The 25,559-nt window shown below is 41.3% G+C and carries 25 protein-coding genes, 1 tRNA gene and 1 pseudogene; 22 read left to right on the top strand and 5 right to left on the bottom strand.

The genetic code is table 11. The features are described 5' to 3' along the window. Positions 1-155 precede the first annotated feature (155 nt). Positions 156-545, bottom strand: coding sequence for a hypothetical protein (locus tag P7J36_RS02110; protein WP_408551043.1), 390 nt, complete (start codon positions 543-545; stop codon positions 156-158). Between the two features lie 133 nt (positions 546-678). Between P7J36_RS02110 and P7J36_RS02105 the strand changes: the two genes are divergently transcribed. The 6 genes from P7J36_RS02105 to ftsX all read left to right on the top strand — a co-directional run bounded on the left by P7J36_RS02105 (position 679) and on the right by ftsX (position 5,809). Continuing rightward, positions 679-1,095, top strand: a complete 417-nt coding sequence (locus tag P7J36_RS02105) for a TM2 domain-containing protein (RefSeq protein ID WP_004298733.1) — start codon at positions 679-681, stop codon at positions 1,093-1,095. Positions 1,096-1,265: 170 nt separating this feature from the next. After that, positions 1,266-1,754: a VanZ family protein gene (locus P7J36_RS02100; protein ID WP_408551042.1), complete on the top strand. Its 489-nt coding sequence runs from the start codon at positions 1,266-1,268 to the stop codon at positions 1,752-1,754. 40 nt (positions 1,755-1,794) lie between these two features. After that, complete coding sequence (queG, locus tag P7J36_RS02095; protein ID WP_408551041.1) at positions 1,795-2,922, top strand: tRNA epoxyqueuosine(34) reductase QueG; 1,128 nt, start codon at positions 1,795-1,797, stop codon at positions 2,920-2,922. Positions 2,923-2,956: 34 nt separating this feature from the next. After that, positions 2,957-4,052 (top strand): peptide chain release factor 2 gene (gene prfB / locus P7J36_RS02090; RefSeq protein WP_408551059.1). Its coding sequence is split into 2 segments (ribosomal slippage): positions 2,957-3,028 and positions 3,030-4,052, totalling 1,095 coding nucleotides; the frame shifts between segments, so codons are not numbered across the junction. A gap of 142 nt (positions 4,053-4,194) precedes the next feature. Continuing rightward, positions 4,195-4,887, top strand: a complete 693-nt coding sequence (gene ftsE / locus P7J36_RS02085) for a cell division ATP-binding protein FtsE (protein ID WP_002936190.1) — start codon at positions 4,195-4,197, stop codon at positions 4,885-4,887. Continuing rightward, the gene (gene ftsX / locus P7J36_RS02080; RefSeq protein WP_408551040.1) at positions 4,880-5,809 is read left to right on the top strand and encodes a permease-like cell division protein FtsX; all 930 of its coding nucleotides are present in this window, start codon (positions 4,880-4,882) and stop codon (positions 5,807-5,809) included. The genes ftsE and ftsX overlap by 8 nt, the downstream gene beginning before the upstream one ends. Before the next feature lie 52 nt (positions 5,810-5,861). On the opposite strand, the gene P7J36_RS02075 is transcribed toward ftsX, so the two are convergent. Genes P7J36_RS02075 through P7J36_RS02065 form a run of 3 tightly spaced genes read right to left on the bottom strand, consistent with a single transcriptional unit; the run spans position 5,862 to position 8,625 of the window. Then, positions 5,862-6,014 carry a hypothetical protein gene (locus P7J36_RS02075; RefSeq protein ID WP_004298744.1) on the bottom strand — a complete coding sequence of 51 codons (153 nt, stop codon included), beginning with the start codon at positions 6,012-6,014 and terminating at the stop codon, positions 5,862-5,864. Beyond that, entirely contained in the window at positions 6,014-8,158 is a 2,145-nt protein-coding gene (gene feoB / locus P7J36_RS02070; RefSeq protein ID WP_408551039.1) for a ferrous iron transport protein B, read from the bottom strand. Before feoB ends, P7J36_RS02075 begins: the two co-directional genes overlap by 1 nt. Further along, on the bottom strand, positions 8,155-8,625 hold the full coding sequence (locus P7J36_RS02065; protein ID WP_408551038.1) for a FeoA family protein: 471 nt from the start codon (positions 8,623-8,625) through the stop codon (positions 8,155-8,157). The genes feoB and P7J36_RS02065 overlap by 4 nt, the downstream gene beginning before the upstream one ends. A gap of 168 nt (positions 8,626-8,793) precedes the next feature. On the opposite strand from P7J36_RS02065, the gene P7J36_RS02060 reads away from it, so the two are divergent. The 16 genes and pseudogenes from P7J36_RS02060 to P7J36_RS01985 all read left to right on the top strand — a co-directional run bounded on the left by P7J36_RS02060 (position 8,794) and on the right by P7J36_RS01985 (position 24,607). Beyond that, a tRNA-Thr gene (locus P7J36_RS02060) sits at positions 8,794-8,866 on the top strand. 568 nt (positions 8,867-9,434) lie between these two features. Further along, positions 9,435-11,162, top strand: a complete 1,728-nt coding sequence (locus P7J36_RS02055) for an ABC transporter ATP-binding protein (protein ID WP_024408167.1) — start codon at positions 9,435-9,437, stop codon at positions 11,160-11,162. After that, the gene (locus tag P7J36_RS02050) at positions 11,162-12,901 is read left to right on the top strand and encodes an ABC transporter ATP-binding protein (protein ID WP_408551037.1); all 1,740 of its coding nucleotides are present in this window, start codon (positions 11,162-11,164) and stop codon (positions 12,899-12,901) included. The genes P7J36_RS02055 and P7J36_RS02050 overlap by 1 nt, the downstream gene beginning before the upstream one ends. Before the next feature lie 53 nt (positions 12,902-12,954). Continuing rightward, the gene (locus P7J36_RS02045) at positions 12,955-13,650 is read left to right on the top strand and encodes an HAD family hydrolase (protein ID WP_408551036.1); all 696 of its coding nucleotides are present in this window, start codon (positions 12,955-12,957) and stop codon (positions 13,648-13,650) included. A 153-nt stretch (positions 13,651-13,803) separates the two neighbouring features. After that, positions 13,804-14,373 (top strand): carboxymuconolactone decarboxylase family protein, encoded by a 570-nt coding sequence (locus P7J36_RS02040; RefSeq protein ID WP_408551058.1) that lies wholly within the window; start codon positions 13,804-13,806, stop codon positions 14,371-14,373. A gap of 255 nt (positions 14,374-14,628) precedes the next feature. Further along, positions 14,629-15,330 carry an N-acetylmannosamine-6-phosphate 2-epimerase gene (locus tag P7J36_RS02035; RefSeq protein WP_408551035.1) on the top strand — a complete coding sequence of 234 codons (702 nt, stop codon included), beginning with the start codon at positions 14,629-14,631 and terminating at the stop codon, positions 15,328-15,330. 57 nt (positions 15,331-15,387) lie between these two features. Continuing rightward, positions 15,388-16,701, top strand: coding sequence for an ABC transporter substrate-binding protein (locus tag P7J36_RS02030; RefSeq protein ID WP_408551034.1), 1,314 nt, complete (start codon positions 15,388-15,390; stop codon positions 16,699-16,701). Positions 16,702-16,857: 156 nt separating this feature from the next. Further along, entirely contained in the window at positions 16,858-17,745 is an 888-nt protein-coding gene (locus P7J36_RS02025) for a carbohydrate ABC transporter permease (RefSeq protein WP_029186299.1), read from the top strand. A 13-nt stretch (positions 17,746-17,758) separates the two neighbouring features. Then, the gene (locus P7J36_RS02020; RefSeq protein ID WP_024376836.1) at positions 17,759-18,589 is read left to right on the top strand and encodes a carbohydrate ABC transporter permease; all 831 of its coding nucleotides are present in this window, start codon (positions 17,759-17,761) and stop codon (positions 18,587-18,589) included. A gap of 18 nt (positions 18,590-18,607) precedes the next feature. Next, positions 18,608-19,063, top strand: a complete 456-nt coding sequence (locus tag P7J36_RS02015) for a NanQ anomerase/TabA/YiaL family protein (protein WP_408551033.1) — start codon at positions 18,608-18,610, stop codon at positions 19,061-19,063. Positions 19,064-19,095: 32 nt separating this feature from the next. Next, the gene (locus P7J36_RS02010) at positions 19,096-19,749 is read left to right on the top strand and encodes a DUF624 domain-containing protein (RefSeq protein ID WP_408551032.1); all 654 of its coding nucleotides are present in this window, start codon (positions 19,096-19,098) and stop codon (positions 19,747-19,749) included. A 1-nt stretch (position 19,750) separates the two neighbouring features. Further along, positions 19,751-20,671: a dihydrodipicolinate synthase family protein gene (locus P7J36_RS02005; protein WP_408551031.1), complete on the top strand. Its 921-nt coding sequence runs from the start codon at positions 19,751-19,753 to the stop codon at positions 20,669-20,671. Positions 20,672-20,680: 9 nt separating this feature from the next. Continuing rightward, positions 20,681-21,571, top strand: coding sequence for an ROK family protein (locus P7J36_RS02000; RefSeq protein ID WP_408551030.1), 891 nt, complete (start codon positions 20,681-20,683; stop codon positions 21,569-21,571). 8 nt (positions 21,572-21,579) lie between these two features. After that, on the top strand, positions 21,580-22,542 hold the full coding sequence (locus P7J36_RS01995; RefSeq protein ID WP_408551029.1) for an acetylxylan esterase: 963 nt from the start codon (positions 21,580-21,582) through the stop codon (positions 22,540-22,542). Positions 22,543-22,690: 148 nt separating this feature from the next. Further along, positions 22,691-23,071 (top strand): annotated as a pseudogene (locus tag P7J36_RS01990) (beta/alpha barrel domain-containing protein); the annotation flags it as partial. A gap of 27 nt (positions 23,072-23,098) precedes the next feature. After that, entirely contained in the window at positions 23,099-24,607 is a 1,509-nt protein-coding gene (locus P7J36_RS01985; protein WP_398582571.1) for a PTS transporter subunit EIIC, read from the top strand. Between the two features lie 103 nt (positions 24,608-24,710). On the opposite strand, the gene P7J36_RS01980 is transcribed toward P7J36_RS01985, so the two are convergent. After that, positions 24,711-25,523 (bottom strand): MurR/RpiR family transcriptional regulator, encoded by an 813-nt coding sequence (locus tag P7J36_RS01980; RefSeq protein ID WP_408551028.1) that lies wholly within the window; start codon positions 25,521-25,523, stop codon positions 24,711-24,713. Between the last annotated feature and the right edge of the window lie 36 nt (positions 25,524-25,559).

Here is a 25,559-nt window from a genome sequence, read left to right as displayed (position 1 = left end):
GTGTGAAACACGAACAAATCTGCCAATCAACCACTGCGCTGAGATGTTGACACGAACTCTGAGAAGTGGCTTTGGACTTTTTGCCCAGCCTCCTGCGACTCGTTGCCTTGTACTAAAAGCAAACTGAGAACTATATCATTTGAAAAAGCTCAGATTTAGTGGTCTGAGCTTTTTTCTGTGCTGATAAGGTATTTTGGGAAGATTACTTGCCCCAAAAATGTAAAGATTAGAGATGTAGCAAGTAGGATTATCTTTATCATCGTAGAAAATTGGAAAAAGATGACAATTGGAAGGATAGCCAAGCTGAAGTAGTAGAGAATGAAGTATCTACTGTTTTCTACTATTTGGACCCTATCGCCTTCTTTAACTTGAATGCTTGATTTTTTATCCCCTCGAATGCTTAGTGTAACAGATGGTTGTGTAATTGGTAAGCTTAGAATTTTACCTTGAGTAACTGTCCCAGCAATTTTTCCATCTACCAGAAGCGGAAGTTTTTGGGAGGATAGTTGTTTGATAGGTTTTGGATAATGAATAATAACTTTCATATGAACCTCCTTGTAATCTAGTTTCATTATAGCAAAAAAAGAAAAAATGTAAACGATTTCTGACATTGTTTTCCCCTGTAGGCTTGCTTGAAGAATAAGAACCTGCTATAATTTTGAAGAGGTAGGAGTTTATATGAATTATCTTCAGAATTATATTTTAAGTAAAAGCAGTTATTTGCCATCTGATAAGTTATTCATTCTGCAAAAAGAACTAGAAGATTTAGATGATGAGGCTTTAAACGTTCTTATGATGGTTGAGATGCGTCAACCTCTTGTCGCTCTTATTTTGGCTATTTTCTTCGGTGAGTTTGGTGTTGACCGTTTTTATGTCGGGAATAAAGAATTGGGATTTGCCAAGCTGATTGCTTTTGCAGTATCTTTTGTTACGCTATTTATCTTGATTGGGTTCTTGTTATTTTTGGGACTTTATTTGTGGAAGTTTATTGATTGCTTCTTAATCATGCGAGCATGTAAGGAGGCGAACTTTGAGCGTTTGATGCTACAAATCCATCAATATAAGGCTTTTCAGCATAGCAATCAGACATTTTAAGTAAGATATTTTTGTGAATAAGGGGAGGCTTGGTATTGTCTTCCTTTTCTGTTTTTTAGCAGGATGTAAAGTACTTGTAATATGGAATGAGCTTTGTCACAGAAGTGACATTTTATGGAACAGCATTTATGATATAATGATAAAATATGCTAGTTGAGAGGAGAATTTCTATGCAGACAAAGAAAATGAGTATGTTTTTATTTTTTGCCTATCTCCTTTTACTTACTTGGATGATTGTCTTTAAGATGGACTTGAGCATCTTATATGGACGCTATGGTTATGCTAGTATAAACTTAATTCCGTTTGCAGGAACAGCAGTCTATGATGGAGTGCTGGATTTTCCAGAAATTCTATTTAATATTGTAAGTTTTATTCCCTTTGGTATTTATATGGAAATGCTATTTCGCAAGGCATCGTGGGTGGCTAATCTATGTTTGATTATGTTAGTGAGTCTCTGCTTTGAGGTTCTGCAATATCTTCTTTTACTTGGAGTTGCAGATATAACTGATTTACTGGCTAACGGCTTAGGGGGAGCAATCGGTATTAATATCATGTACGTATTGACAAGTATTTGGCATGAGAAGGCCTATGCTCGGATGAACGTTTTTTGCCTATTATTAACTTTATTTGTTATGTTAACAACTTATTTCTTTGTGTAAATCTTGCCAAAGCTATCATCTATTTGCTAAAATGAATGTAATGAATATCAAAGAAGAGATTATTAAATTATCTCAGGAAATAGGAATTTCAAAAATTGGTTTTACAACGGCTGATGATTTTGAGTATTTGGAGAAATCACTTCGTGCTAGTCAGGAAGAAGGGCGTTCTTCAGGCTTTGAACATAAGAATATCGAAGAACGTATTCGTCCTAAACTGTCTTTATCATCTGCCAAGACCATTATTTCTATTGCGGTAGCCTATCCTCGTCATTTACCTGTCAAACCGCAGAAAACTCAGTTCAAACGAGGTAAAATAACGCCGAATTCCTGGGGCTTGGACTACCACTATGTCATACAGGACAAGCTAGAACGTTTGGCTCATGGGATTGAGCAGTTGACGGATGGTTTGGAATATAAGGCCATGGTGGACACAGGAGCCTTGGTGGATACAGCGGTCGCTCGTCGTGCAGGAATTGGCTTTATCGGGAAGAATGGGCTAGTCATTTCTAAGGAATTTGGTTCCTATATGTTTCTAGGAGAATTAGTGACCAACCTGGACATCGAACCAGATCAACCAGTAGATTACGATTGTGGCGATTGCAATCGTTGTGTTGCAGCCTGTCCGACGTCTTGTTTGTTAGGGGATACGACTATGAACGCCCGCCGTTGTCTGTCTTTTCAGACACAGGACAAGGGTATGATGGACTTGGAGTTTCGTAAGAAAATCAAGACGGTCATTTATGGTTGTGATATTTGCCAGATTTGTTGTCCTTACAACAAGGGAATTTCCAGTCCACCTGTGGTGGAAATCGACCCTGATTTGGCTGAGCCTGAGCTGATTCCATTTTTGGACTTGTCAAATGGGCAATTCAAGGAAAAATTTGGTATGATTGCTGGTTCTTGGCGGGGGAAAAATATTCTCCAGCGCAATGCCATCATAGCCTTGGCTAATAGTAATGATCGCTCTGCTATTCCCAAACTCCTAGAAATCATCGATAAAAAACAAAATCCGGTCCACATGGCAACGGCTATCTGGGCCTTGGGGCAATTGGTCAAACAGCCCAATGATGAGATGGTAGACTTTATCGCAGGCATTTCATCGGACAATGATGATGTCATAGCAGAGCAAACGGCCTTTCTCAACATGGTCAAGGACTTGCAAATGTGATATAATAAAGATTATGAATAAAAATGAGGTGTATATGGATACAGCAGAAATTCGCCAAAAGATTGAAGAACTTGGCAAAAAATTAACTTCTTTTAGGGGGTCTCTTTGACTTAGAAGGTCTGGAAGAAGAGATTGCCATTCTTGAGAACAAGATGACGGAGCCAGATTTCTGGAATGATAATTTGGCAGCACAGAAGACGTCTCAGGAGTTGAATGAATTAAAAAACACCTACGGAAATTTCCATCAGATGTTGGATTTATATGATGAATCCGAAATTTTGCTAGATTTTCTAGCAGAAGACGAGTCAGTACGGGAAGAGTTGGTCGAGAAGTTAGCAGAATTGGATAAATCCATGATTGCCTATGAAATGACCTTGCTCTTGTCAGAACCCTATGATCACAATAACGCTATCTTGGAAATCCATCCAGGTTCGGGTGGTACCGAGGCGCAAGACTGGGGAGAAATGCTCCTGCGGATGTATCAGCGTTATGGAAATGCCAAAGGTTTTACAGTAGAAACCTTGGATTATCAAGCTGGTGATGAGGCAGGTATTAAGTCCGTGACTCTAAGCTTTACTGGGCCAAACGCCTATGGGTTGCTTAAGTCTGAAATGGGTGTTCATCGCTTGGTGCGTATCTCACCTTTTGACTCAGCTAAGCGTCGTCATACTTCCTTTACATCTGTAGAGGTAATGCCTGAGTTGGACGATACCATTGAAATTGAAATTCGTGATGATGAAGTCAAGATGGATACCTTCCGTTCAGGTGGTGCTGGTGGACAGAACGTCAACAAGGTCTCAACGGGTGTGCGTTTGACCCATATTCCGACAGGTATTGTGACTCAGTCAACTGTTGACCGTACTCAGTATGGCAACCGAGATCGGGCTATGAAACTCTTGCAAGCTAAATTGTATCAATTGGAGCAGGAGAAGAAGGCTGCAGAGGTCGACTCACTCAAGGGAGATAAAAAAGAAATTACTTGGGGAAGTCAGATTCGTTCCTACGTCTTTACGCCTTATACTATGGTCAAGGACCATCGGACTAGTCATGAAGTGGCTCAGGTAGATAAGGTCATGGATGGGGATTTGGACGGATTTATTGATGCCTATCTAAAATGGCGAATTAGCTAAGAACCTGTATTTACAAGTGAAGTGCTTGTAAATAAGAGCTAGTTTTTCGCTCATCAAGGAAGTTTTTTGAGAGAATACGGACTGTATTTTGAAAAAAACGTTCTCAAATCTAAAGAAAGGACTGTCTAAGACAGGAAATCCTATGGGAATAATAGAAATGAAAGACGTTTCCAAGAAATATGGAAACGGAACGACTGCCCTCAGGGGTGTATCAGTCAATGTTGAAGCAGGGGAATTTGCCTACATTGTAGGTCCTTCTGGTGCAGGTAAGTCAACCTTTATCAAACTCTTGTATCGGGAGGAAAAGCTCGATAAGGGGAGTCTAAAGGTTGGTAAGTTTGACCTTGCAAAAATTAAAAAGAGAGATGTTCCTCTTCTACGTCGTAGTGTAGGAGTGGTTTTCCAAGACTACAAACTCTTACCTAAAAAGACTGTCTTTGAAAATATTGCTTATGCGATGGAAGTTATCGGTGAGAAACCACGGAATATCAAGAAACGTGTAATGGAAGTTTTAGATTTGGTTGGTTTGAAGCACAAGATTCGTTCTTTCCCAAATGAACTTTCAGGTGGTGAGCAGCAGCGGATTGCTATTGCCCGTGCCATTGTAAATAATCCTAAAGTATTGATTGCTGATGAGCCGACTGGTAACTTGGACCCTGAAAACTCTTGGGAAATCATGAATCTATTGGAGCGAATTAATTTGCAGGGGACAACGATTTTGATGGCGACACACAATAGTCAGATTGTAAATACACTTCGTCATCGTGTTATTGCGATTGAAGATGGTCGTGTAGTACGTGATGAAGCGGAAGGAGAATATGGATACGATGAGTAATCGATTTTTTAGACACTTTATTGAGTCATTGAAGAGTTTGAAGCGAAATGGTTGGATGACGATTGCAGCCATTTCATCTGTAGCCATTACCCTTACCTTGGTTGGTCTATTTGCTTCAGTTATTTTAAACACAGCAAAGCTCGCTTCGGATTTGGAACAGAATGTACGTATCAATGTATACTTGAGAGCGAACTCAACCGATCAAGCTGAGACGATTGTGAACGAAGCAGGAGAGACGGTAGCTAATCCAGATTTCCAAAAGGTTTACAATCAGATTACAGCCTTAGAAAATGTACAATCTGTTACTTATTCAAGTAAGGATGAACAGTTGCAGAAATTAACAGCTACCTTGGGAGATACTTGGAACTTATTCCAAGGAGATGCCAATCCACTTTACGATGCTTATATCATTGATACGACAGATCCAAATTATGTTAAATCTGTGGCTGCAGAAATTGCAAAAATTGATGGTGTTACAGAGGTTCGAGATGGTGAAGTAGAGACAGAGCGTATTTTCAAGTTGGCTGATTTAGTTCGGACTTGGGGATTGGCAGCGACTGGTTTGTTACTCTTTACGGCGGTCTTCTTGATTTCCAATACCATTCGAATTACTATTATTTCTCGTAGCCGTGAAATTCAGATTATGCGTCTGGTTGGTGCTAAAAACAGTTATATTCGTGGACCATTCCTCTGGGAAGGTGCCTGGGTAGGGTTCCTCGGAGCTATTTTACCTTCTGTTTTAGTCTATTCTCTTTATAAGATGATCTATACTTCAGTAAATGCTAGTCTTGCTAGTCAAGATTTGTCTCTGATTAGTATGAATGTCTTTGTTCCAGGAATGATTGGCGCACTTTTTGTAATTGGTATTATTATTGGTTCCTTGGGATCAGTCATTTCCATGAACCGCTACTTAAAAATTTAATAGACAAGCTACATGTAAAAAGGTCTGCACAATAATGAGGCAGACCTTTTTGTTATGGATGTCTATGGTGAGAAGATTCGTTCATCTCTTGCTTAATAGCACAGTCGCAGGAGCAATCTCCGCAGGACCCTTTTCCTTTGATGAGACTGCGAATAGCAAGAGAAAATAAGATGACGATGATGAGAAAGAGGATAAGAGTAGGCATTAATATTCTCCTTTTTCTAATGTTTTTAGCGTGACGATTGGAAGAGTATTGGCTGGTTTTTTCACTAGGCTGTAGATGGCTGTGATAATTAGAAAGATAGCGATAAATGTCCAGATGGTCGGTAATTGTCCGTAGATAAGTACAAGACCAATCTGATAGATAGCCAAACTACTTGCATAGGCTAAACCTGTTTGGAAACCGATAGCAATCCATGTCCATTTGGCTTCTCCCATTTCACGGTGAATGGCACCAATAGCCGCAAAACAAGGGGCACAGAGGAGATTGAAGACTAGGAAGGAATAGGCTGATAATGCGGTATAGTCTTGTTGTAAAAGCCCCCAGAGTTCGGGATTTTCTTCGGTTGTTTCTCCTAATTTATAGAGGATACCAAAGGTGGCAATGACGGTTTCCTTGGCTAAGAGACCTGTAATGGCTGCAACAGTTGCTCGCCAATTTCCAAAACCAAGTGGGGCAAAGAGGAGAGAAAAACTGCGTCCAATGAAGGCTAAGATACTCTCATCTGTTTCTACCATTTGTAAGGACCAATTATAGGAACTGCTGAACCAAATAATGATGTTGGTCACAAATATAATGGTACCAGCTCGTTTGATAAAACTAAGTGCCTTATCGAATGCATACCGGAGAACCGTACTGAGTTTCGGTAAGTGATAAGATGGTAATTCCATGATAAAGGGGCTTGCGACTCCACCGAGCTGCTTGGTCTTTTTGAGGGCCATACCAGATAGGACAATGGCTCCCATTCCCACAAAATAGGCACTCGGTGCTATCCAGGGATTATCTGGGAAGAAGGCACCAGCAACTAAGGAAATAATGGGCAGTTTAGCGGAACAGGGCATGAAGGTTGCTGTCATAATGGTGATTTTTCGGTCCTGTTCATTTTCAATGGTGCGACTAGCCATGACTCCAGGAACGCCACAGCCTGTGGAAATCAACATGGGAATAAAGGATTTGCCTGATAGACCAAAACGTCTAAAAATCCTATCCATGACAAAGGCTACTCGACTCATATAGCCGATGTCTTCCAAGATTCCCAAGCAGACGAAGAGGACGAAAATTTGTGGTACAAAACCGAGGATGGCTCCGCATCCTGCAATAATGCCATCAAGGACCAGAGATTGTAGCCAGCCAGCGATTTCAAATCGATCTAGATTTTCCTGAATAAGGCCTGGAACAAGCTCTCCGAATAGGACATCATTCACCCAGTCCGTCCCCATTGTGCCAACCGTTTGAATAGACAGGAAGTAGGTCAGCCACATGACTGCCGCAAAGATAGGGAGGGCAAGAAAACGATTGGTAACAAGTCGGTCTATGTTATCAGACAGGTTAAATGCCTTATCGCTGTCTTTTGTGACCAGTTCTGTGATTTTCTCGATAAATTGGTAGCGTTGATTGACGATAATGGCTTCCATATCGTCTGCGTAAATTTTTTCCAAAATGGCAATGATTTCGGTCAAATCAAGCATGTCTTGTGCATTGAGTTGCAATTGGTCTAGAATGACTTGATCTTGTTCGAGTAGCTTAATGGCGTAGAAGCGTTTTTGATGATTTGGGATGGAATCCGATAATAGGTCAATAACTTGGGCGAGACCGGCTTCAAATTGCTTATCATACTGAGGATAGATTGGCTCGGCTTGCTGATTGGTAATTTTTTCTACTTCATGGAGGAGCTGGGATATACCTAGCTTTTTTAGTGCACTGATAGGCTGTACAGGAACTCCCAGTTGATAGGAGAGCTGGTCGCTGTTTATTGAACGACCTTGACTTTTCAGGGCGTCTGTCATATTGAGGGCGATAACAGTAGGAAGGCCCATTTCTAATAACTGCAAGGTCAGATAGAGATTTCGCTCCAAGTTTGTTGCATCAAGGACGTTGAGGATAGCAGCTGGTTGGTCCGCTATCAAATAATCTCTGGCAACCCGTTCTTCTGGTGTGTAGGGAGACAGCGAGTAGATACCTGGTAAATCTTGAATTAGTAAATGTTTCCGCTTTTTGATTGTTCCAGATTTTCTTTCAACGGTGACTCCAGGCCAGTTACCGACACGTTGGTTGGTTCCTGTTAGGAGGTTGAAAAGAGTTGTTTTTCCGCTATTTGGATTTCCTGCAAGGGCGATGTGTTTTGTCATTTCTTCACCTCGCTTGTGAGTTGAACACCAATCATTTGCGCTTCGGATTTGCGTAGTGTAAGCTCGTATCCTCTCAAGGTAATTTCGATTGGATCGCCCAGGGGAGCGACTTTTTTGAGAAATAGCTGCGTGTTCTTTGTAAGTCCCATATCCATGAGGCGACGACGGAGTGCACCTGTTGCATAGATGTCCATGACCTTAACTGAGCTACCAATAGGTGCCTCAGATAGATTGATTATTTCCGTAGCTGACTTTTCTAGTAAAACCAGAGATTCAATAATTTCTCTGTCTAGGGCTAGACGGCTTGCCTTGACTTGGAAAATAGCATTGGTCTTGGTTTTTGAAATGATGCGAATCTCTTCTCCGACTTTTAAACCCAAGTGCGCTAAGTGTTTACGAATATCATCTTGCGTTAGACAATCTTTGACTAAATAAGATTGTCCAACTTGAAGGTTTTGCAGTTTCATATCGTTTCCTTTGTGATTTTTATAACAATAGTATAGCATAATTCCTTAAAAGTGTCAGATAATTTTTAGGAATGACTTATTTTCGGACTTGTTTTCTCTTTATTTTTTTCCATATTTCCAAAAAATCCATTGACTTTTTTTAGAGATATGATATACTAGTCAAGTACTGCTGGTTTAGCTCAGTCGGTAGAGCGCATCCATGGTAAGGATGAGGTCGCCGGTTCAATCCCGGCAACTAGCATCGAATACTATAGAAAGACCTTGTTTGACAAGGTTTTTTCTTATTTTTGTCCTAAATTCGCCCCAATTGTCAAAAAATCCCTTGACATGAATGTTTATTATGGTAGAATAGGGCTTAGAAATATGAAAGGAGTAAAACAAATGAACAAGCAACTTGTCATGCAGCAAGCTATTTTTTATCATACACTCCTTTCTAAGCAGGAAAACAAAGCTCATTGATGAACTTTTGTCGTTTTTCGTGGGCTATATTTTGAAACATTGAGACAATCAAGCGCTGTGGCCATGGTGTGATAAAAATTGTCGACTATGTTCAAGAGCTGGTCTATTTTTGTGGACTTACGCAAGCCTAGGTGGAGTGAAATGCTTCCCTGGGCTTTTTTGTGCGCTTAGAAAGGTAAGGTCTATCAACTGTTGCTCATTGAATATAGTCTTTTAGTTTACTTTTAGTACTAGGCAACGAGCCGCAGGCATAACTAGAGTTAGGCAAGGCGAGTTAACGAAGTAATAAAAGAAAAACTAAATGACGATAAAGTGGCAAATGATAGGTTATAGATTTGTAAAGGAGATATATGTTTCGATTAATTTTTGACTACATCAAGCGTCATAAGTGGCTCTATCTATTGGTTGCTGTGACCTTGATTATTTATGACGCCACACTTTTGCTACCAACGCAAATCATACAGCGGATGGTCGATATACTGACCAAGAATGAATTGACACAGACCATATTGGTTCAGGAGATGACCTTATTGTTATTGGTAACAGTACTGAACTATGCAACAGCCTTCATTTGGCATCTGAAATTATTTCAGGCCTCTGTCAACTTCAAGTTTGACATGCAGCAACGTGCCTTTAAAAAATTAGTAACCATGCGGACTCCATTTTATGAAAAATTCCGTTCAGGAGATGTCATGACTCGTTTTTCAACGGATGTGGATGGTCTGATGGAGATGGTGGGTTACGGTCTTATGATTGTCGTCTATGCAGGCGGTATGTTGGCTTTTATCATTCCCACGATGTTCTTTATTGATTGGAAAATTTCGCTAGTAGCTTTACTACCGATGCTATTCATGACACTATGTATATTTTTTATCGGGAGAAAACAAGATAAGGCGATTGATGCCAATAGGGAAGCTGTAGCCCAGCTCAATAATGAAGTTTTGGAGGTCATCGAAGGCATTCGAGTGACTCGGGCTTATAGTAAAAAAGCCACTCAAAAGGCTCAATTTCAAGCTCGTACCAAGCAATTGGCTCAGGGTGGGGATCGCATCACTTCCTTGCAATCATTGTATAATCCATTAGCCACAGTCTGTTTGGGATTATCTACTATTTTCGTGCTTCTCATGGGGGCACAAGCCGTGAAAGCAGGGCAACTGACCTTGGGACAAGTAATTGCCCTTCAATTGTATGTTGGTTCGCTTTTAGAGCCGTTTTGGACACTAGCAGATTTCATCCTTGTTTATCAGACTGGTAAGACATCTTTTGAAAAACTGCAAGAGCTGATTGAGACGGGTGATGATTTGGAGGCTGATGGTTCTAAGGAAATTGCAGAGCTGTCTAGTATTTCCTTCAAAAATTATAGCTTTAGTTATCCACAGGCGGAAAGAGCCAGCCTACAGGACATCAATTGGACACTGAAAGCAGGGCAAACTGTAGGTATCGTTGGGAAAACTGGTTCGGGAAAAACGACCTTGGTTCGTCAATTCTTACGCCAGTATCCGATTGGTCAGGGAAATTTTTTCATCAATCATCAATCTGTTTTAGACTTTAAACGTTCTAGTATAGAGGAAAAAATTGGCTATGTTCCACAAGAACACATTTTGTTTTCAAGGTCTGTTGGAGAAAATATTGCCCTTGGGAAAGTAGCTAGTAGCTCTGAGGAGATTGAACAAGCCATTGCCACAGCAGCTTTTAGTCAAGATTTAAAACGGATGAGTGATGGTCTTGATACCATGATTGGTGAGCGTGGTGTGTCTATCTCTGGCGGTCAGAAACAACGGATTTCCATCGCCCGTGCTTTCCTGCGAGAGCCAGATTTGCTAATTCTAGATGATTCTTTGTCGGCAGTGGATGCTCGGACAGAACGCCAGATTATCCAAAATATTCAAAAAGAGCGTGCGGGCAAAACCAATGTCATCGTGACCCATCGTCTATCTGCTGTCAATCATGCAGACTGGGTACTAGTCTTGGATGAGGGGCGTATCGTTGAGGAAGGGCGTCCAGCTGATTTGCTCGCCCAAAGAGGTTGGTACTATGAACAATACCAACGACAACAAAGCCAGGAAGGAGGAGAGTAATGACAATTTTAGGTTTTTTATTAAGACAAATCGGTCGTGTTAAGTGGCTATTTATAGTAGCTGTCGGCTTCTATCTATTGGCTTCGACCATGGTTCGATTGGCTCCTCTGCTGATTCAGCAGGCGATTGATGGACCGATTACGGATTTAAGCAAGGGTTTGCCCTTTGATGAAGCTGTTTTCTTAAACCAGTCAGTTCAATACATGGGAATGATTATTCTGGGAGCTATTGGCTTCTACCTATCTATGCGTTTACTCATGCATTGTGCCAATCGTATTGCTGAAAATCTACGTAATCAAGCCTACGATGTTATGCAACGGTTGCCTATTTCTTATTTTGATGATAAGCCCGCCGGAAAAATTGCAACTAGAATTGTCAATGATACAGAAACCCTGCGGACACAATTTTATGGGACCTTAGTTAATGCCTTTAACAATATTGTTCGTTTGCTCTTTACATACGGTGTCCTATTTTACATGAATAGGAGTCTCGGTTGGCTGATGTTACTCTTAATACCACTCTATATCGGTATTCAATTTGCTTACAAGAAAATGACAGACAAGCCGATGAAGGATTTTTATGATGCAAGGAGTGACGTCAATACGCAGGTGAATGAGACCATGAATGGTGCAAGTTTGATTCAACTTTTTGGACAAGAAGAGCGCATCATGAAAGAATTTGAAGTGACTGCTGACAAGATGCGTCGGGCAGATAATAAGATTATCTGGGCCCAGTCTCTTGCCACGTGGAATCTGAGTGGTTTTCTGCAAAATTTGGTCATTGCTGCGATTTTAACGGTAGTCGGCTATCAGTTTCTTGCGGGACAGGATGGAGTTACAGCTGGGAAACTCTTTGTTTATGTCAACTATATCGAAGGAGTCTTCATTGCTTTGGGAGCGCTGGTTCAACAGTTCCCAAATATGCTTCGCTCTTTTGAAACAGGTAAGCGTCTAATGGCCCTTCTAGAAGAAGAGGTGGAGGACGACTGTGATCGTATTTTGGAAGTTGAACAAGGGCAAGTCGTGTTTGAACACGTGAACTTTAGCTATGAAGAAAACAGACCAGTTTTGAAAGATATTACCATTTGGGCAGAAAAAGGAGAAACAGTTGCTCTGGTTGGGCATACTGGGTCTGGTAAGTCTTCTATTATGAACCTCCTCTATCGTTTCTATGATCCACAGGAGGGACGTGTACTGATTGATGGGAAAAACATCCGTGATTATTCTCGTGAAAGCCTGCGCAGTCACATGGGGATTGTTTTGCAAGATCCCTATCTCTTTACAGGGACGATTGCCAGCAATGTTTCCATGAATGAAGAGGAAGCAGATAGAACAAGAATCCTGCAGGCGCTAGAAAAAGTTGGTGCATGGCCTATGCTATCTCGCTTAGAGAAAGGGATTGATGAACCGGTTGTTGAGAAGGGGGCGGCCTTTTCAAGTGGGGAACGTCAGTTGATTGCCTTTGCGCGGACACTCTACTCTGATCCTAAAATTCTGATATTGGATGAAGCAACTTCTCATATTGATACGGAGACGGAAGAAATTATCCAACATGCCATGGAAGTGGTGAAAGAAGGTCGGACAACCTTTATTATTGCTCATCGACTTTCTACCATTCAAAATGCAGACCAGATTCTTGTCTTAGATCAAGGTCGAATTATTGAACATGGGAAACATGAAGAATTGGTTGCACGTGGTGGAGTATATGCTCAAATGCATGAGATTCAAGCAAAGGTGTAATAAGCAGTTAAAAATTCCAAGCTTTGGCTGGAATTTTTTGCTATAATTGATTCATGAAAGCCTTAATTTTTGATGTAGATGATACGCTTTATGATCAGATTCAACCGTTTGAACGTGCTTTGGAAAGACATATTGAGGTAGCAAGGGAGCAAATTGAACCACTCTACCTTTCCTTTCGCAGATATGCGGATGAAGTATTTGAAGCGACAGCAATTGGAAAGATGAGTCTGAAAGACAGTCATATTTATCGGATGAAACATGCTTTGGCAGATTTTGGGTATCGGGTGTCTGATGCAACAGCCTTAGCTATTCAAATAGATTATGATTATTTTCAAGGGCAGATAGAGCTCAGTCCAGTGTTTCCAGAAATATTTTCGTGGTGTCAGGCGCAAGGAATTGCAATGGGGATTATTACGAATGGACCTTATAGACATCAGTTGAGAAAGATACGCACGATGGGGTTAGTTAATTGGTTTGAGCTAGAACATGTCCTTATTTCTGGACAAGTTGGTATTACAAAGCCAAATCCTGCTATTTTTCAACTAATGGAAGAACGTTTGGGGGTGTCAGGCGAAGATATTTGTTATCTAGGGGATTCGTTTGAAAATGATGTGGTAGGAGCGAAAGCTGCGAATTGGAAGGTAATTTGGTTTAATCATAGAAAGAGAGTAGATCCAGTAGCTCCGTATCAGGCAGATAAAGTGGTGACAGATTGGGACGAACTGGTCGAAGTTATCCAGTCTTTCTAGTGGTTTCTGCAAGGGATTGTCAATTTTTTATAGGTGTGATAGGTAAAATATATTAGCAGGATACCTGTCTTTATGATAGTATAAAATGTAAGCATAGAAGTATAGGTTTGAATCCAAGCAGATTTTTATTCCTACTCTATGAAATTTTTTAAAATGGAGTATCCTATGACACAAGTTTTCTTTCCTATCCATATTCTAGAGACTGTTAGTCCAGAATTACGAGAAAACCTTGCGACGGTCAAGAGAAATAACGGGGGCTATATTCCTAATCTCATCGGTCTATTAGCTAATTCTCCTACAGCCCTAGAAACCTACCAAACTGTTAGTGGTATCAATCGCCGTAGTAGCCTGAATCCGACCGAGCGTGAAGTGGTACAAATTACGGCTGCCCTTGCCAATGGCTGTGGATTTTGCGTGGCAGGTCATACGGCTCTTTCTATCAAGCAGGTTAAGATGCCAGATGTTATTCTACAAGCTCTACGCCAGGGAACTCCCATCGAAACAGATACAAAATTAGATGCTCTCGCTCGATTTACTCTGGCTGTTATTCATGAAAAAGGTAAGGTTGGACAGCCCTTGCTAGAGGAATTTTTCCAAGCAGGCTATACAGCAGAAAATGCTTTGGATGTTGTACTGGGAGTTAGTCTTGCAACCCTTTGCAACTATGCAAACAATTTGATTAACACACCAATCAATCCCGAATTGCAGCCCTATGCACTTTAGAGTTGGTATTCACAGTTCACAACTTCTTACCATATGAAACTAGATCAGTTAGAGTGATGCTCTGGCTGATTTTTTGTATGGTAAAACTAGTTTTAAGAATAGAAAATATTTTAGAAACTAGTTTCAAAATTGTTGGTTTTTGTAAAAAGTAAGAAAGTAGATTTTATGTATAAAAAACTATTGAAAAAATATAAATATATTATATAATGACATTGTAAGCGCTATCTCGGATCCGATAATAGAAAGGAGAATGGAATGGCTACCATTAGCAAGGAAGTCCTAAAGGAACAAATAAAAGATGGCTTGATCATTTCTTGCCAGGCTTTACCAGGTGAACCTCTCTATCGGGAGGAAGGGGGCATAATGCCCTTACTGGTTAAAGCAGCAGAAGAGGCAGGAGCAGTTGGAATTCGAGCAAATAGTGTCCGAGATATAAAAGAAATAAAGGAAGTTACAGACTTACCTATTATCGGAATTATCAAAAGAGATTATCCTCCACAGGAACCTTTTATAACTGCGACAATGAGGGAAGTTGATGAACTGGCAGCCTTAGATATTGAAGTGATTGCCTTGGATTGTACCAATCGAGAACGGTACGATGGGCTAACAATCGTAGACTTCATCAAACAAATAAAGGAAAAATATCCAAACCAACTCTTTATGGCAGATATTTCAACCTATGAAGAGGGGATAACGGCCTATGAGGCTGGAATTGATTTCGTTGGGACAACCCTTTCTGGCTACACTTCATATAGCCGACAGGAAGATGGTCCAGATATTGAATTGGTTGATCGACTCTGTCGAGCGGGTATTGATGTCATCGCTGAAGGAAAAATTCATTATCCGGATCAAGTCAAAACCATCCATGATCTAGGTGTTGCAGGTATCGTTGTTGGCGGGGCTATTACCCGACCAAAAGAAATAGCAGAGCGGTTTATCCGAGTGTTGAAACAATAAATATGTAGTCTAAGCACCCTTTGGGGTAAGCAAAATAATAAAAAAAGGAGAAGAATGATGAAGAAAATCATACATTCATTGTTAGCTGGTGTGGCAGTTTTGTCACTTGCAGCATGTAGTGGTGGTAGCAGTAATACAACTGCTGAAAAAACTGCTGATTCTAGTGCTTCTGGCAAGACAGAAATCACTTGGTGGGCCTTCCCAGTCTTCACTCAAGAAAACACAGAAGACGGTGTTGGTACCTATGAGCAAAAAATTATTGCTGCCTTTGAAGAAGCAAACCCAGACATTACTGTAAAACTCGAAACCATTGACTTTACATCTGGGCCAGAAAAAATCACAACTGCTATCGAAGCAGGTACTGCTCCAGACGTCCTCTTTGACGCACCAGGTCGTATTATCACTTACGGAAAAAATGGTAAATTGGCTGACTTGAATGACCTCTTTACAGACGAATTTGTCAAAGATGTAGCCAACCAAAACATTATCCAAGCATCTAAGGCTGGTGATACTGCTTATATGTACCCACTCAGCTCTGCTCCATTCTACATGGCCTTTAACAAAGCGATGTTGAAAGACGCAGGTGTGCTTGATCTTGTCAAAGACGGCTGGACTACTGACGACTTTGAAAAAGTGATCAAAGCCTTGAAAGATAAAGGCTACAACCCAGGTTCCCTCTTCTCTAACGGTCAGGGTGGTGACCAAGGTACTCGTGCCTTCTTAGCAAACCTTTACAGCGGAAGCATCACTGACGAAGGTGTAACCAAATATACAACTGACTCAGAACAAATGATCAAAGCCTTGGATAAGGCAGCTGGCTGGATTAAAGACGGTTACATGATGAATGGTTCACAATATGCAGGTGGCGATGACATCCAAAACTTTGCAAACGGTCAAACATCTTACACTATCCTTTGGGGTCCTGCTCAAAACGGTATCCAAGGGCAGTTGCTAGAAGCTTCTAAAGTAGAAGTACTTGAAGTACCATTCCCATCTGAAGATGGTAAAGCAGCTCTTGAGTACCTTGTAAACGGCTTTGCAGTCTTCAATAATGGCGACGAAGCACGCGTAGCAGCAGCTAAGAAATTCATCCAGTTCATCGCAGATGATAAAGAATGGGGTCCTAAGAACGTTGTTCGTACAGGAGCATTCCCAGTTCGTACATCATTTGGTGCCCTTTATGATGATGAACGTATGGCTATGATTGATAAGTGGACTCAATACTACTCTCCATATTACAACACCATTGACGGATTTGCTGAAATGAGAACTCTTTGGTTCCCAATGCTTCAAGCTGTATCAAATGGCGAAAAAGAAGCAGAACCAGCTTTGAAAGAATTCACTGAGCAAGCAAACGCAACGATTAAATAAATGAATTGAATGAGGCTCCTTTTCTCTGTCAGTTTCCTACAAAGATATAGAAAGGGAGCCATTCCTTTTATGCTTTATGAAAATCAACAACTATTTTTTCAGTAGGTATTTTGATTTTCATTGAGAATGATTCCGAATAGAATAGAGGTGTTCTCGGTGCAGATAAATAAGATTAGAATGCGGGAGACCATTGTATCCTATACATTCTTAGCTCCTATTCTCATTTTCTTCACTATTTTTGTACTAGCTCCAATGATTATGGGATTTGTCACCAGTTTCTTCAACTATACGATGACAGATTTTAGCTTTGTTGGGCTGGATAACTATGTACGGATGTTTAATGATCCGATTTTTATCAAATCTTTGATTAACACGTTGATTATCGTGGTTGGGTCAGTGCCAGTCGTTGTCTTCTTTTCAGTCTTTGTGGCTTCACAGACCTATGAAAAGAATGTCATCGCTCGCTCTTTCTACCGTGCGGTCTTCTTCCTACCTGTTGTAACAGGTTCGGTTGCTGTTACGGTTGTTTGGAAATGGATTTATGATCCGCTATCAGGTATTTTGAACTTTGTCTTGAAATCTGGTGGAATCATCGACCAGAACATCAGCTGGTTGGGGGATAAGCAATGGGCCTTGTTAGCCATTATCATTATTCTTTTGACAACTTCGGTTGGTCAGCCTATTATCCTCTACATTGCAGCTCTGGGAAATATTGATAATTCCTTGGTAGAAGCAGCGCGTGTGGATGGTGCCAACGAACATCAGGTTTTCTGGCAAATCAAATGGCCAAGCCTCTTACCAACCACTCTTTATATTGCAGTGATTACAACCATTAACTCTTTCCAATGTTTTGCCCTTATTCAGCTCTTAACTTCGGGTGGTCCAAACTATTCGACTTCGACCCTCATGTACTATTTGTACGAAAAAGCCTTCAAGTTGTCTGAATATGGTTATGCAAATACCATGGGGGTTTTCTTGGCAGTCATGATTGCCTTGATTTCCTTTGCCCAATTCAAGATTTTGGGTAATGATGTGGAATACTAGAAAGGAGGAGACCATGAAAAAGAAAACCATTACGCCGTTTGGTGTTATTTCAACCATTATTTTGCTCTTGTTGACTATCCTTTTCATCTTTCCTTTCTATTGGATTATGACAGGGGCCTTTAAGTCACAACCGCATACTATTGTCATTCCACCTCAGTGGTGGCCAACCCAGCCAACACTGGAAAACTTTACCAAGTTGACGGTACAAAACCCTGCCTTGCAATGGCTATGGAACTCCGTCTTCATTTCCTTGGCAACCATGATTTTGGTGTGTTCAACTTCCTCACTAGCAGGCTATGTTTTGGCTAAGAAACGCTTCTATGGTCAGCGGATTTTGTTCTCTATCTTTATCGCAGCCATGGCTTTGCCAAAACAGGTTGTTCTTGTGCCCCTTGTTCGGATTATCAACTTTATGGGGATTCATGATACGCTAGCTGCTGTGATTCTGCCACTTGTTGGTTGGCCATTCGGTGTTTTCTTGATGAAACAATTCTCAGAAAACATTCCAACCGAGCTCTTGGAATCTGCTAAGATTGACGGTTGTGGTGAGCTATCCACTTTCTGGAATGTTGCCTTTCCAATTGTCAAACCTGGCTTTGCTGCTTTGGCTATTTTTACCTTCATCAACTCATGGAACGACTACTTCATGCAGTTGGTTATGTTGACATCACGTCAGAATTTGACCATTTCGCTGGGTGTTGCGACCATGCAGGCTGAAATGGCAACCAACTATGGTGTCATTATGGCAGGTGCTGCTATGGCTGCTGTCCCAATCGTTACCGTCTTCCTTGTCTTCCAAAAATCCTTTACACAGGGTATTACTATGGGGGCTGTTAAGGGATAAGTTCATGGAGAAAGTTGCATGATTTACGATCATATTGAACATGTTAGGCACTATAAGGGCCTGCATCCTAACTTGGATCTTGCCTTGGCTGTTCTGGAAAAGGGAGATTTTCGAGAGCAGGAGCTGGGCAAGTATGAAGTTGCAGGCCAGGATGTCTATTATTTCCTCCAAGAAAATACCCTCTCTGAGGAGTTTAAGGAGGAATTTGAATACCACCGTTCTTATGCAGATATTCATTTTGTCATCAGTGGTCAGGAACAAATTTCCTATGGTTGCCGTCTGGTTGGAGAGGATACTGGATTTGACCAGGCAGGTGATATCGGTTTTGTTCCCAGTGAAAAATGGGTGGATTGTCTACTAGATGGGAATTACTTTGCTATTTTCCTACCTGGGGAAGTTCATCAGCCAAACCAATGGGCAGGTGATGCCAAGACAGTCCGAAAGTGTGTGTTTAAAGTCTTAGTAGATGACTAAGTCCTTTATAAGATAGAAAGGGGAAGAAGAGGATGAAAGGAAAAGCTGGTAGAACGCTGGTTCAGTCCCTGTTTGATGTCCATCATCCAGCCTGGCAACTGGTAGAAAAAATCTTCGATTTAATGCTCTTAAATGGCTTAACTGTTTTGGCAAGTCTCCCTCTTTTTACCTTGGGAATTGCCAAACTTGCCCTCCAGGCAAGTTTATGGGACATGCATGAAGAGGGGAAAATCAAGGTCTGGTCGACCTACTGGGGACATTTTCGTCGGCAGTGGAAACAGGGTCTAGTCTTGTCACTGGTAGAAATTGGGCTAACGACATGTTGCCTTTTGGACCTCTATCTAATCTGGGGGCAGGCAGGTCTAGTCTTTGATAGTTTCCGTGCAAGCTGCATTGCTATCTTGCTCTTTAGCCAGCTGCTCTGGATCTATGTCTATCCGCTAGCCAGTCGTTTTCAGCTCCACTTAAAAGACTTGTTTTTGCAAGGGATTTTCTACCTTGGGACTATGTTGTCTCTGACCTTTGTGGTCAGTCTTGTCTTCCTCTTCTTGGTAGCTGTGCTCTTCTATTCAGACCTCACCCTCTTGATTGGTCTGGTGAGTTTCCTATTTTTTGCCTATGCTGGCCTATCCTTTCTATTTATTAGAGAATTTGGGTCACGATTACAATCGTTAAAAAGGAATTAGAATGAAAGATTTATCGAAATATCATGGTATTATCCCAGCCTTTTATGCCTGTTATGATGAGGCTGGTGACATTAGTTCAGAGCGTGTAAAAGCTCTGGTTCAATATTTCATTGACAAGGGTGTTCAAGGGCTTTATGTCAATGGTTCATCTGGCGAATGCATTTACCAAAGTGTGGCAGACCGCAAGCAAATTCTTGAAGCGGTTATGGAGGTTGCCAAGGGCAGATTGACCATTATTAACCATGTGGCCTGCAACAATTTGAAGGACAGTGTGGAGCTAGCGCGCCATTCGGAAGAATTGGGTGTCGATGCTATTGCAGCTATTCCACCGATCTATTTCCGTTTGCCTGAGTACAGCATCGCAGCTTATTGGAACGGCATTAGTGCAGCTGCACCAAATACCGATTTCATCATCTACAACATTCCGCAACTGGCAGGTGTGTCCCTGACACCAAGTCTTTATAAGGAAATGTTGAAAAATCCACGAGTGGTCGGAGTGAAGAATTCTTCTATGCCGGTTCAGGATATTGATACCTTTGTTAGTTTAGGCGGTGAAGATTATGTGGTCTTCAATGGTCCAGATGAGCAATTTCTCGGCGGTCGCCTCATGGGGGCTAAGGGAGGGATTGGTGGTACCTATGGTGCTATGCCAGAACTCTTCCTACGGCTCAATCAGTTGATTGCTGACAAGGACTTGGAAACAGCCCGTCAATTACAGGCAACCATCAATACTATCATTGGTAAATTGGTGTCTGGTCATGGGCACATGTACGCTGTTATCAAGGAAGTTATCCGTATCAATGATGGCTTGGACATTGGCTCTGTTCGGGAACCTCTAACTGCCTTAACAGAAGCAGATCTTTCCATCGCTCAAGAAGCAGCTCTGTTGATTCGGGATGCCAAGGAAAGATTTGGTGCCTAGGAGGTGTCTATGAAAACCTATCTTGCTATTGATATCGGCGGAACCCAGATAAAATACGGTCGCCTAGATGCAGCGGGTCAGATTCTAGAAAATTACAAGATGGATACGGAAGCCCACAAGGGCGGTCCCCATATCCTTGCGACAGTCAAAAAACTAGTAGCAGATTTCCATGCCCAATTCCCGCTTTCAGGTGTAGCCATTTCCTCAGCAGGTATGGTCGATCCTGACAAGGGAGAGATTTTCTATTCGGGACCGCAGATTCCAAATTATGCTGGAACCCAATTCAAGTCTGAAATTGAAACAAGTTTCGGAATTCCTTGTGAGATTGAAAATGATGTTAACTGTGCAGGGTTGGCAGAAGGGATTTCAGGAGCTGGTCAAGATTGCCAGATTAGTCTTTGTTTGACAATTGGTACGGGTATTGGTGGTTGCTTGCTGGTGGACGGTCAAATCTTCCACGGCTTTAGTAATTCGGCTTGTGAGGTGGGCTATCTCCATCTTTCTGATGGTGCTTTCCAAGACCTGGCTTCAACGACGGCTCTTGTCCAAGAAGTGGCTCGCCTGCATGGTCAGGATCCAGCAGACTGGAACGGCTATAAGATTTTCCAAGAAGCCAAGGCTGGAGATGCCCACTGTATTGCGGCTATTGATCGCATGGTCAACTATCTCGGCCAAGGCATTGCCAACATCTGCTATGTAGCCAATCCAGAAGTGGTTATTCTTGGTGGTGGTATTATGGCGCAAAAGGATTATCTCTTTGAGAAAATCCAGGCAGCCCTTAAAGAAAACTTGGTTTCTAGCCTAGCAGACAAGACCAAGCTAGCCTTTGCAGAGCATGAGAATGCAGCTGGTATGCTGGGTGCCTTTTATCATTTCCAGCAGAAGCAAGGTCTGGGTTAGGAGGAACTATGATTGATACAATGTCTCTGCAGGAAATGGAGTCTTATCTTGGCAGACAGGAAGTCCCAACAGATTTTGAACAGTTTTGGCAAGGTCATCTTGCCAGTTTGCCAGACTTACCAGATTTTGAATTAGTGGAGAAAGAGGTCGGCCTAGAAGGGGTTGCTTGTTCCGAGTTGACCTTTATCGGTCAAGGAGGCTCAAAGATTTTTTCTAAAGTCATTTTTCCAAAAAAAGAAGAAAAAATACCAGTGCTCTTTTATTTCCATGGTTACCAAGGTCAAGGTCCAGACTGGTCAGAATTACTGAAATACACAGCCGTCGGAATTGGCGTTGTAGCAATGGATGTCAGAGGGCAGGCAGGTCGCTCTCAAGATTTGGGTTGCTTTGAGGGAATAACCGTCAAGGGTCAGGTGATTAGAGGGATGGTCCAAGGTCCAAATCATCTCTTTTATAAGGATGTTTACTTGGATGTTTACCAGTTAATTCGTCTTGTGTCAGGATTTGCAGAGGTTGATGCCAATCGCTTGATGAGTTACGGAGCTTCTCAGGGAGGAGCCCTAGCCTTGATTGCAGCAGCCCTCTATCCAAATTTGTCTAAGACTGTCTCTATTTATCCCTTCCTATCCGATTTTAAGCGGGTATTGGAATTGGGCAACAATAGTGAGGCCTACGATGAACTTTTCCGTTATTTCAAATATTCAGACCCATTTCATGAGACTGAGTCAAAAATGTTGGATACACTATCCTATATCGACATTAAAAATTTTGCTAGCATGATAAAATGTCCTGTTGCTATGGTGACTGGTTTGGAAGACAGTGTTTGTCCACCCTCTACTCAATTTGCAGTTTACAATCGTTTGCAGGTAGAGAAGCAAATGAAAATCTTACCAGATTATGGACATGATGCTATGCATGTAAAGGTCAATGACTATGTCTATGATTATTTAATTGGGACAAGTTTTTTGTAATCCCAATTTGTAACATTAAGCTAGATAGAAAAGCTATCTATGTTAGTCTTAGATAAACGACTACATTTGTCTAAAAGAAACTAACATAAATGACCTATATCCGTGAACCACAAATGAACTTGTGATGATAGTGACATACTACTAATAATGCACGAAGCGTGAGCGTTATGACGGACTCGATGTTGTTGATTTCATTAAGCAAATCAAGGAAAAATACCCCGAACAACTCTTTATGGCAGACATTTCAACCTATGAAGAGGAGATAACGGCCTATGAGGCTGGAATGGATTTCGTTGGGACAACCCTTTCGGGGTATACATCCTATAGTAGGCAGGAGGAGGGACCAGATATTGAATTGGTTGACCGCTTGTTCCGAGCAGGTATTGATGTGATAGCGGAAGGGAAAATACACTATCCTGACCAAGTAAAAATTATTCATGATTTAGGTGTGGCAGGAATCGTTGTAGGTGGTGCAATCACGCGTCCAAAGGAAATCGCAGAGCGGTTTATTAGTGCTTTACATAAATAATAAATAGGTTATAGAAAGGAATGGAGTATGAATTTTAAGAAGTTTTCTCAGCTAGGGCAGGCCTTTATGCTACCAATCTCAATTTTGCCTGTTGCTGGTCTCTTACTGGGAATTGGAGGCGCTTTATCAAATAGTAATGCTGTAGCACAATTTCCTGTATTGGATCAAGCGTGGTTGCAAGCTGTATTCACTATCATGAGTACGGCAGGTAGTGCGGTATTTGCGAATTTAGCGTTGATTTTTGCTATTGGTGTTGCTGTCGGATTAGCGGATGCAGATAAGGGTACAGCCGGACTATCCGCAGGTGTTGCATACCTTATTTATACCGCTACAATTAGTGGCTTTCTAACTCTTTTTGCAGGGGAAGGAGCAAGTATTGATACTGGTGTTCTAGGAGCTTTGGCGATTGGTATCACTGTTGCAACTTTACACAATAAATACCGAAAAATTGAATTACCAGCCTTTCTTGGTTTCTTCGGTGGCTCTCGCTTTATTCCAATTATTTCATCATTTGCAGCAATTGCGATTGGTTCCATTTTTTATATAATTTGGCCACCGATTCAGAATTTGTTAGTTGATTTTGGTAAGGCAATAGCAGAGATGGGAAGTTTTGGAACCTTCTTATATGGTTTTGGTTTACGTTTGACAGGTGCGTTTGGCTTGCACCATACCATCTATCCAATGTTTTGGTATACTTCATTAGGTGGAAGTGAAGTAGTAGCAGGTGAGACAATCCAAGGTGCGCAAAATATTTTCTTTGCCCAATTAGCGGATGCGAATCATACAGGATTATTTACTTATGGAACTCGATTTTTTGCTGGTCGATTTGCAACGATGATATTTGGTTTACCAGCATCATGTTTGGCTATGTATCATGCCATCCCTAAGGAAAATCGGAAGAAAGTTGGTAGTTTTTATTCGAGCAGTGCATTAACGTCCCTATTGACAGGTATTACGGAACCAATTGAGTTTTCTTTCTTATTTGTGGCTCCATGGCTATATGTCGTTCATGCATTTTTAGATGGACTATCATTCTTAGTTGCGGATCTCCTGCAAATTCGTATTGGGAACTCATTTTCTGGTGGGCTTATTGATTACTTGATTTTTGGTGTTTTCCAAGGAAATGACAAAACCAATTGGATTTACGTGATTCCTGTAGGTTTGCTTTGGGCAGCAGTTTATTATCTAGTTTTCAAATTTTTAGTAACCAAATTTCACGTGCTAGTTCCTGGTATGGAAAGCAGTGATCAAGCATCGCATTCTGAAAAAGTTTTATCAAACGGTTCTAGTCTTCGTGATAATGCAATTGCTATCATCGATGCTCTTGGTGGAGCAGATAATATTGAGAATGTGACTGCCTGTGCGACTCGATTAAGAGTATCGCTTAGAAATAGTGGTCTTGTGGATAAGGGAGTTATTCAGTCTATAGGTGCAACGGCTGTTTTGGATGTAAAAGGAGGAATACAGGCTATTTTCGGAGGTAAGGCTATTCTGTATAGCCAAGAAATCAATCAAATTCTTGGTCTTGAAGAATAGAGTTAGATTTAAGCGAATTAAAAGCATTCAAACTGTACCTATCGGGTATTTTTGAATGCTTTTTGTTTTATTAAGATTGTTGTGAAATAGAAAGACGGATGAATTATTCTCTAATAGTTTGCTTGAAAATATTCTCTTTTTTCTCCTTGTCAATAGCCAAAAAATAGGCGTAGATAATATCTAGCATGATGAGTAGGGGAATTTGGGGTGAGATACGATTGCCGTAATTGAGGTGGCGGACAGAGGCGACTGGAATGATTTGGTCAAAAGTCGGATGGGGAAAACTCTTAGTTGTTAACAGGGCGGTAGGAATCCCCTTTTGAGCAGCCAGGTGGAGATGCTCCATGACCTCTTCTGTCTGACCAGACAGAGAAAGACCGATAACCAAGCAGGTCTGATCTAGGATATTGGTTGTCCAAATGAGGTTGTTTTTATCAGTAATTGCATCACAGACAACACCCAGTCGCATAAAGCGGGATTTGATTTCCATTGCAACCAAACCAGAACTGCCGATTCCATAAAAATAGACACGCTTACTACTGTCAATCAGTCTGGCAATTTCTTCCAATTTTTCTTCATCAACGAGTTTATTGGTAGCAGTTAGGATTTCCTCATAGTCTACCAAGACTTTTTTTGTCAGGCTTCGCTGTAATTTTTCAAAATGTTTATCCAAGTATTCTTGGTTATTCTGAAAGGCAAAGACAAATTCTCGATAACCTGAGAAACCGCATTTTTTGGCAAAACGGGTAAGAGCAGATGGAGAAATGTGGAGTTGCTGTATAGTGTTTTCTTGGCTAAGATCGGTGCTAGATGGGTCTAACTGAGTAAAATAACTGGCAATCTGCTTTTCAAGTCTAGTCATCTGATCCAGATGAGACTCAATGATGGCAGTGATGTGTTTCGGTGTTTGTAACATTTTCCACTCCTCTGATAGCTTCTGAGGATATTATAC

The sequence above is a fragment of the Streptococcus suis genome (assembly GCF_046032115.1).
Lineage (GTDB): Bacteria > Bacillota > Bacilli > Lactobacillales > Streptococcaceae > Streptococcus > Streptococcus suis_AJ.
The sequence above is the reverse complement of the archived record's forward strand: the minus strand, read 5'-3'. Positions and strand labels throughout refer to the sequence as shown.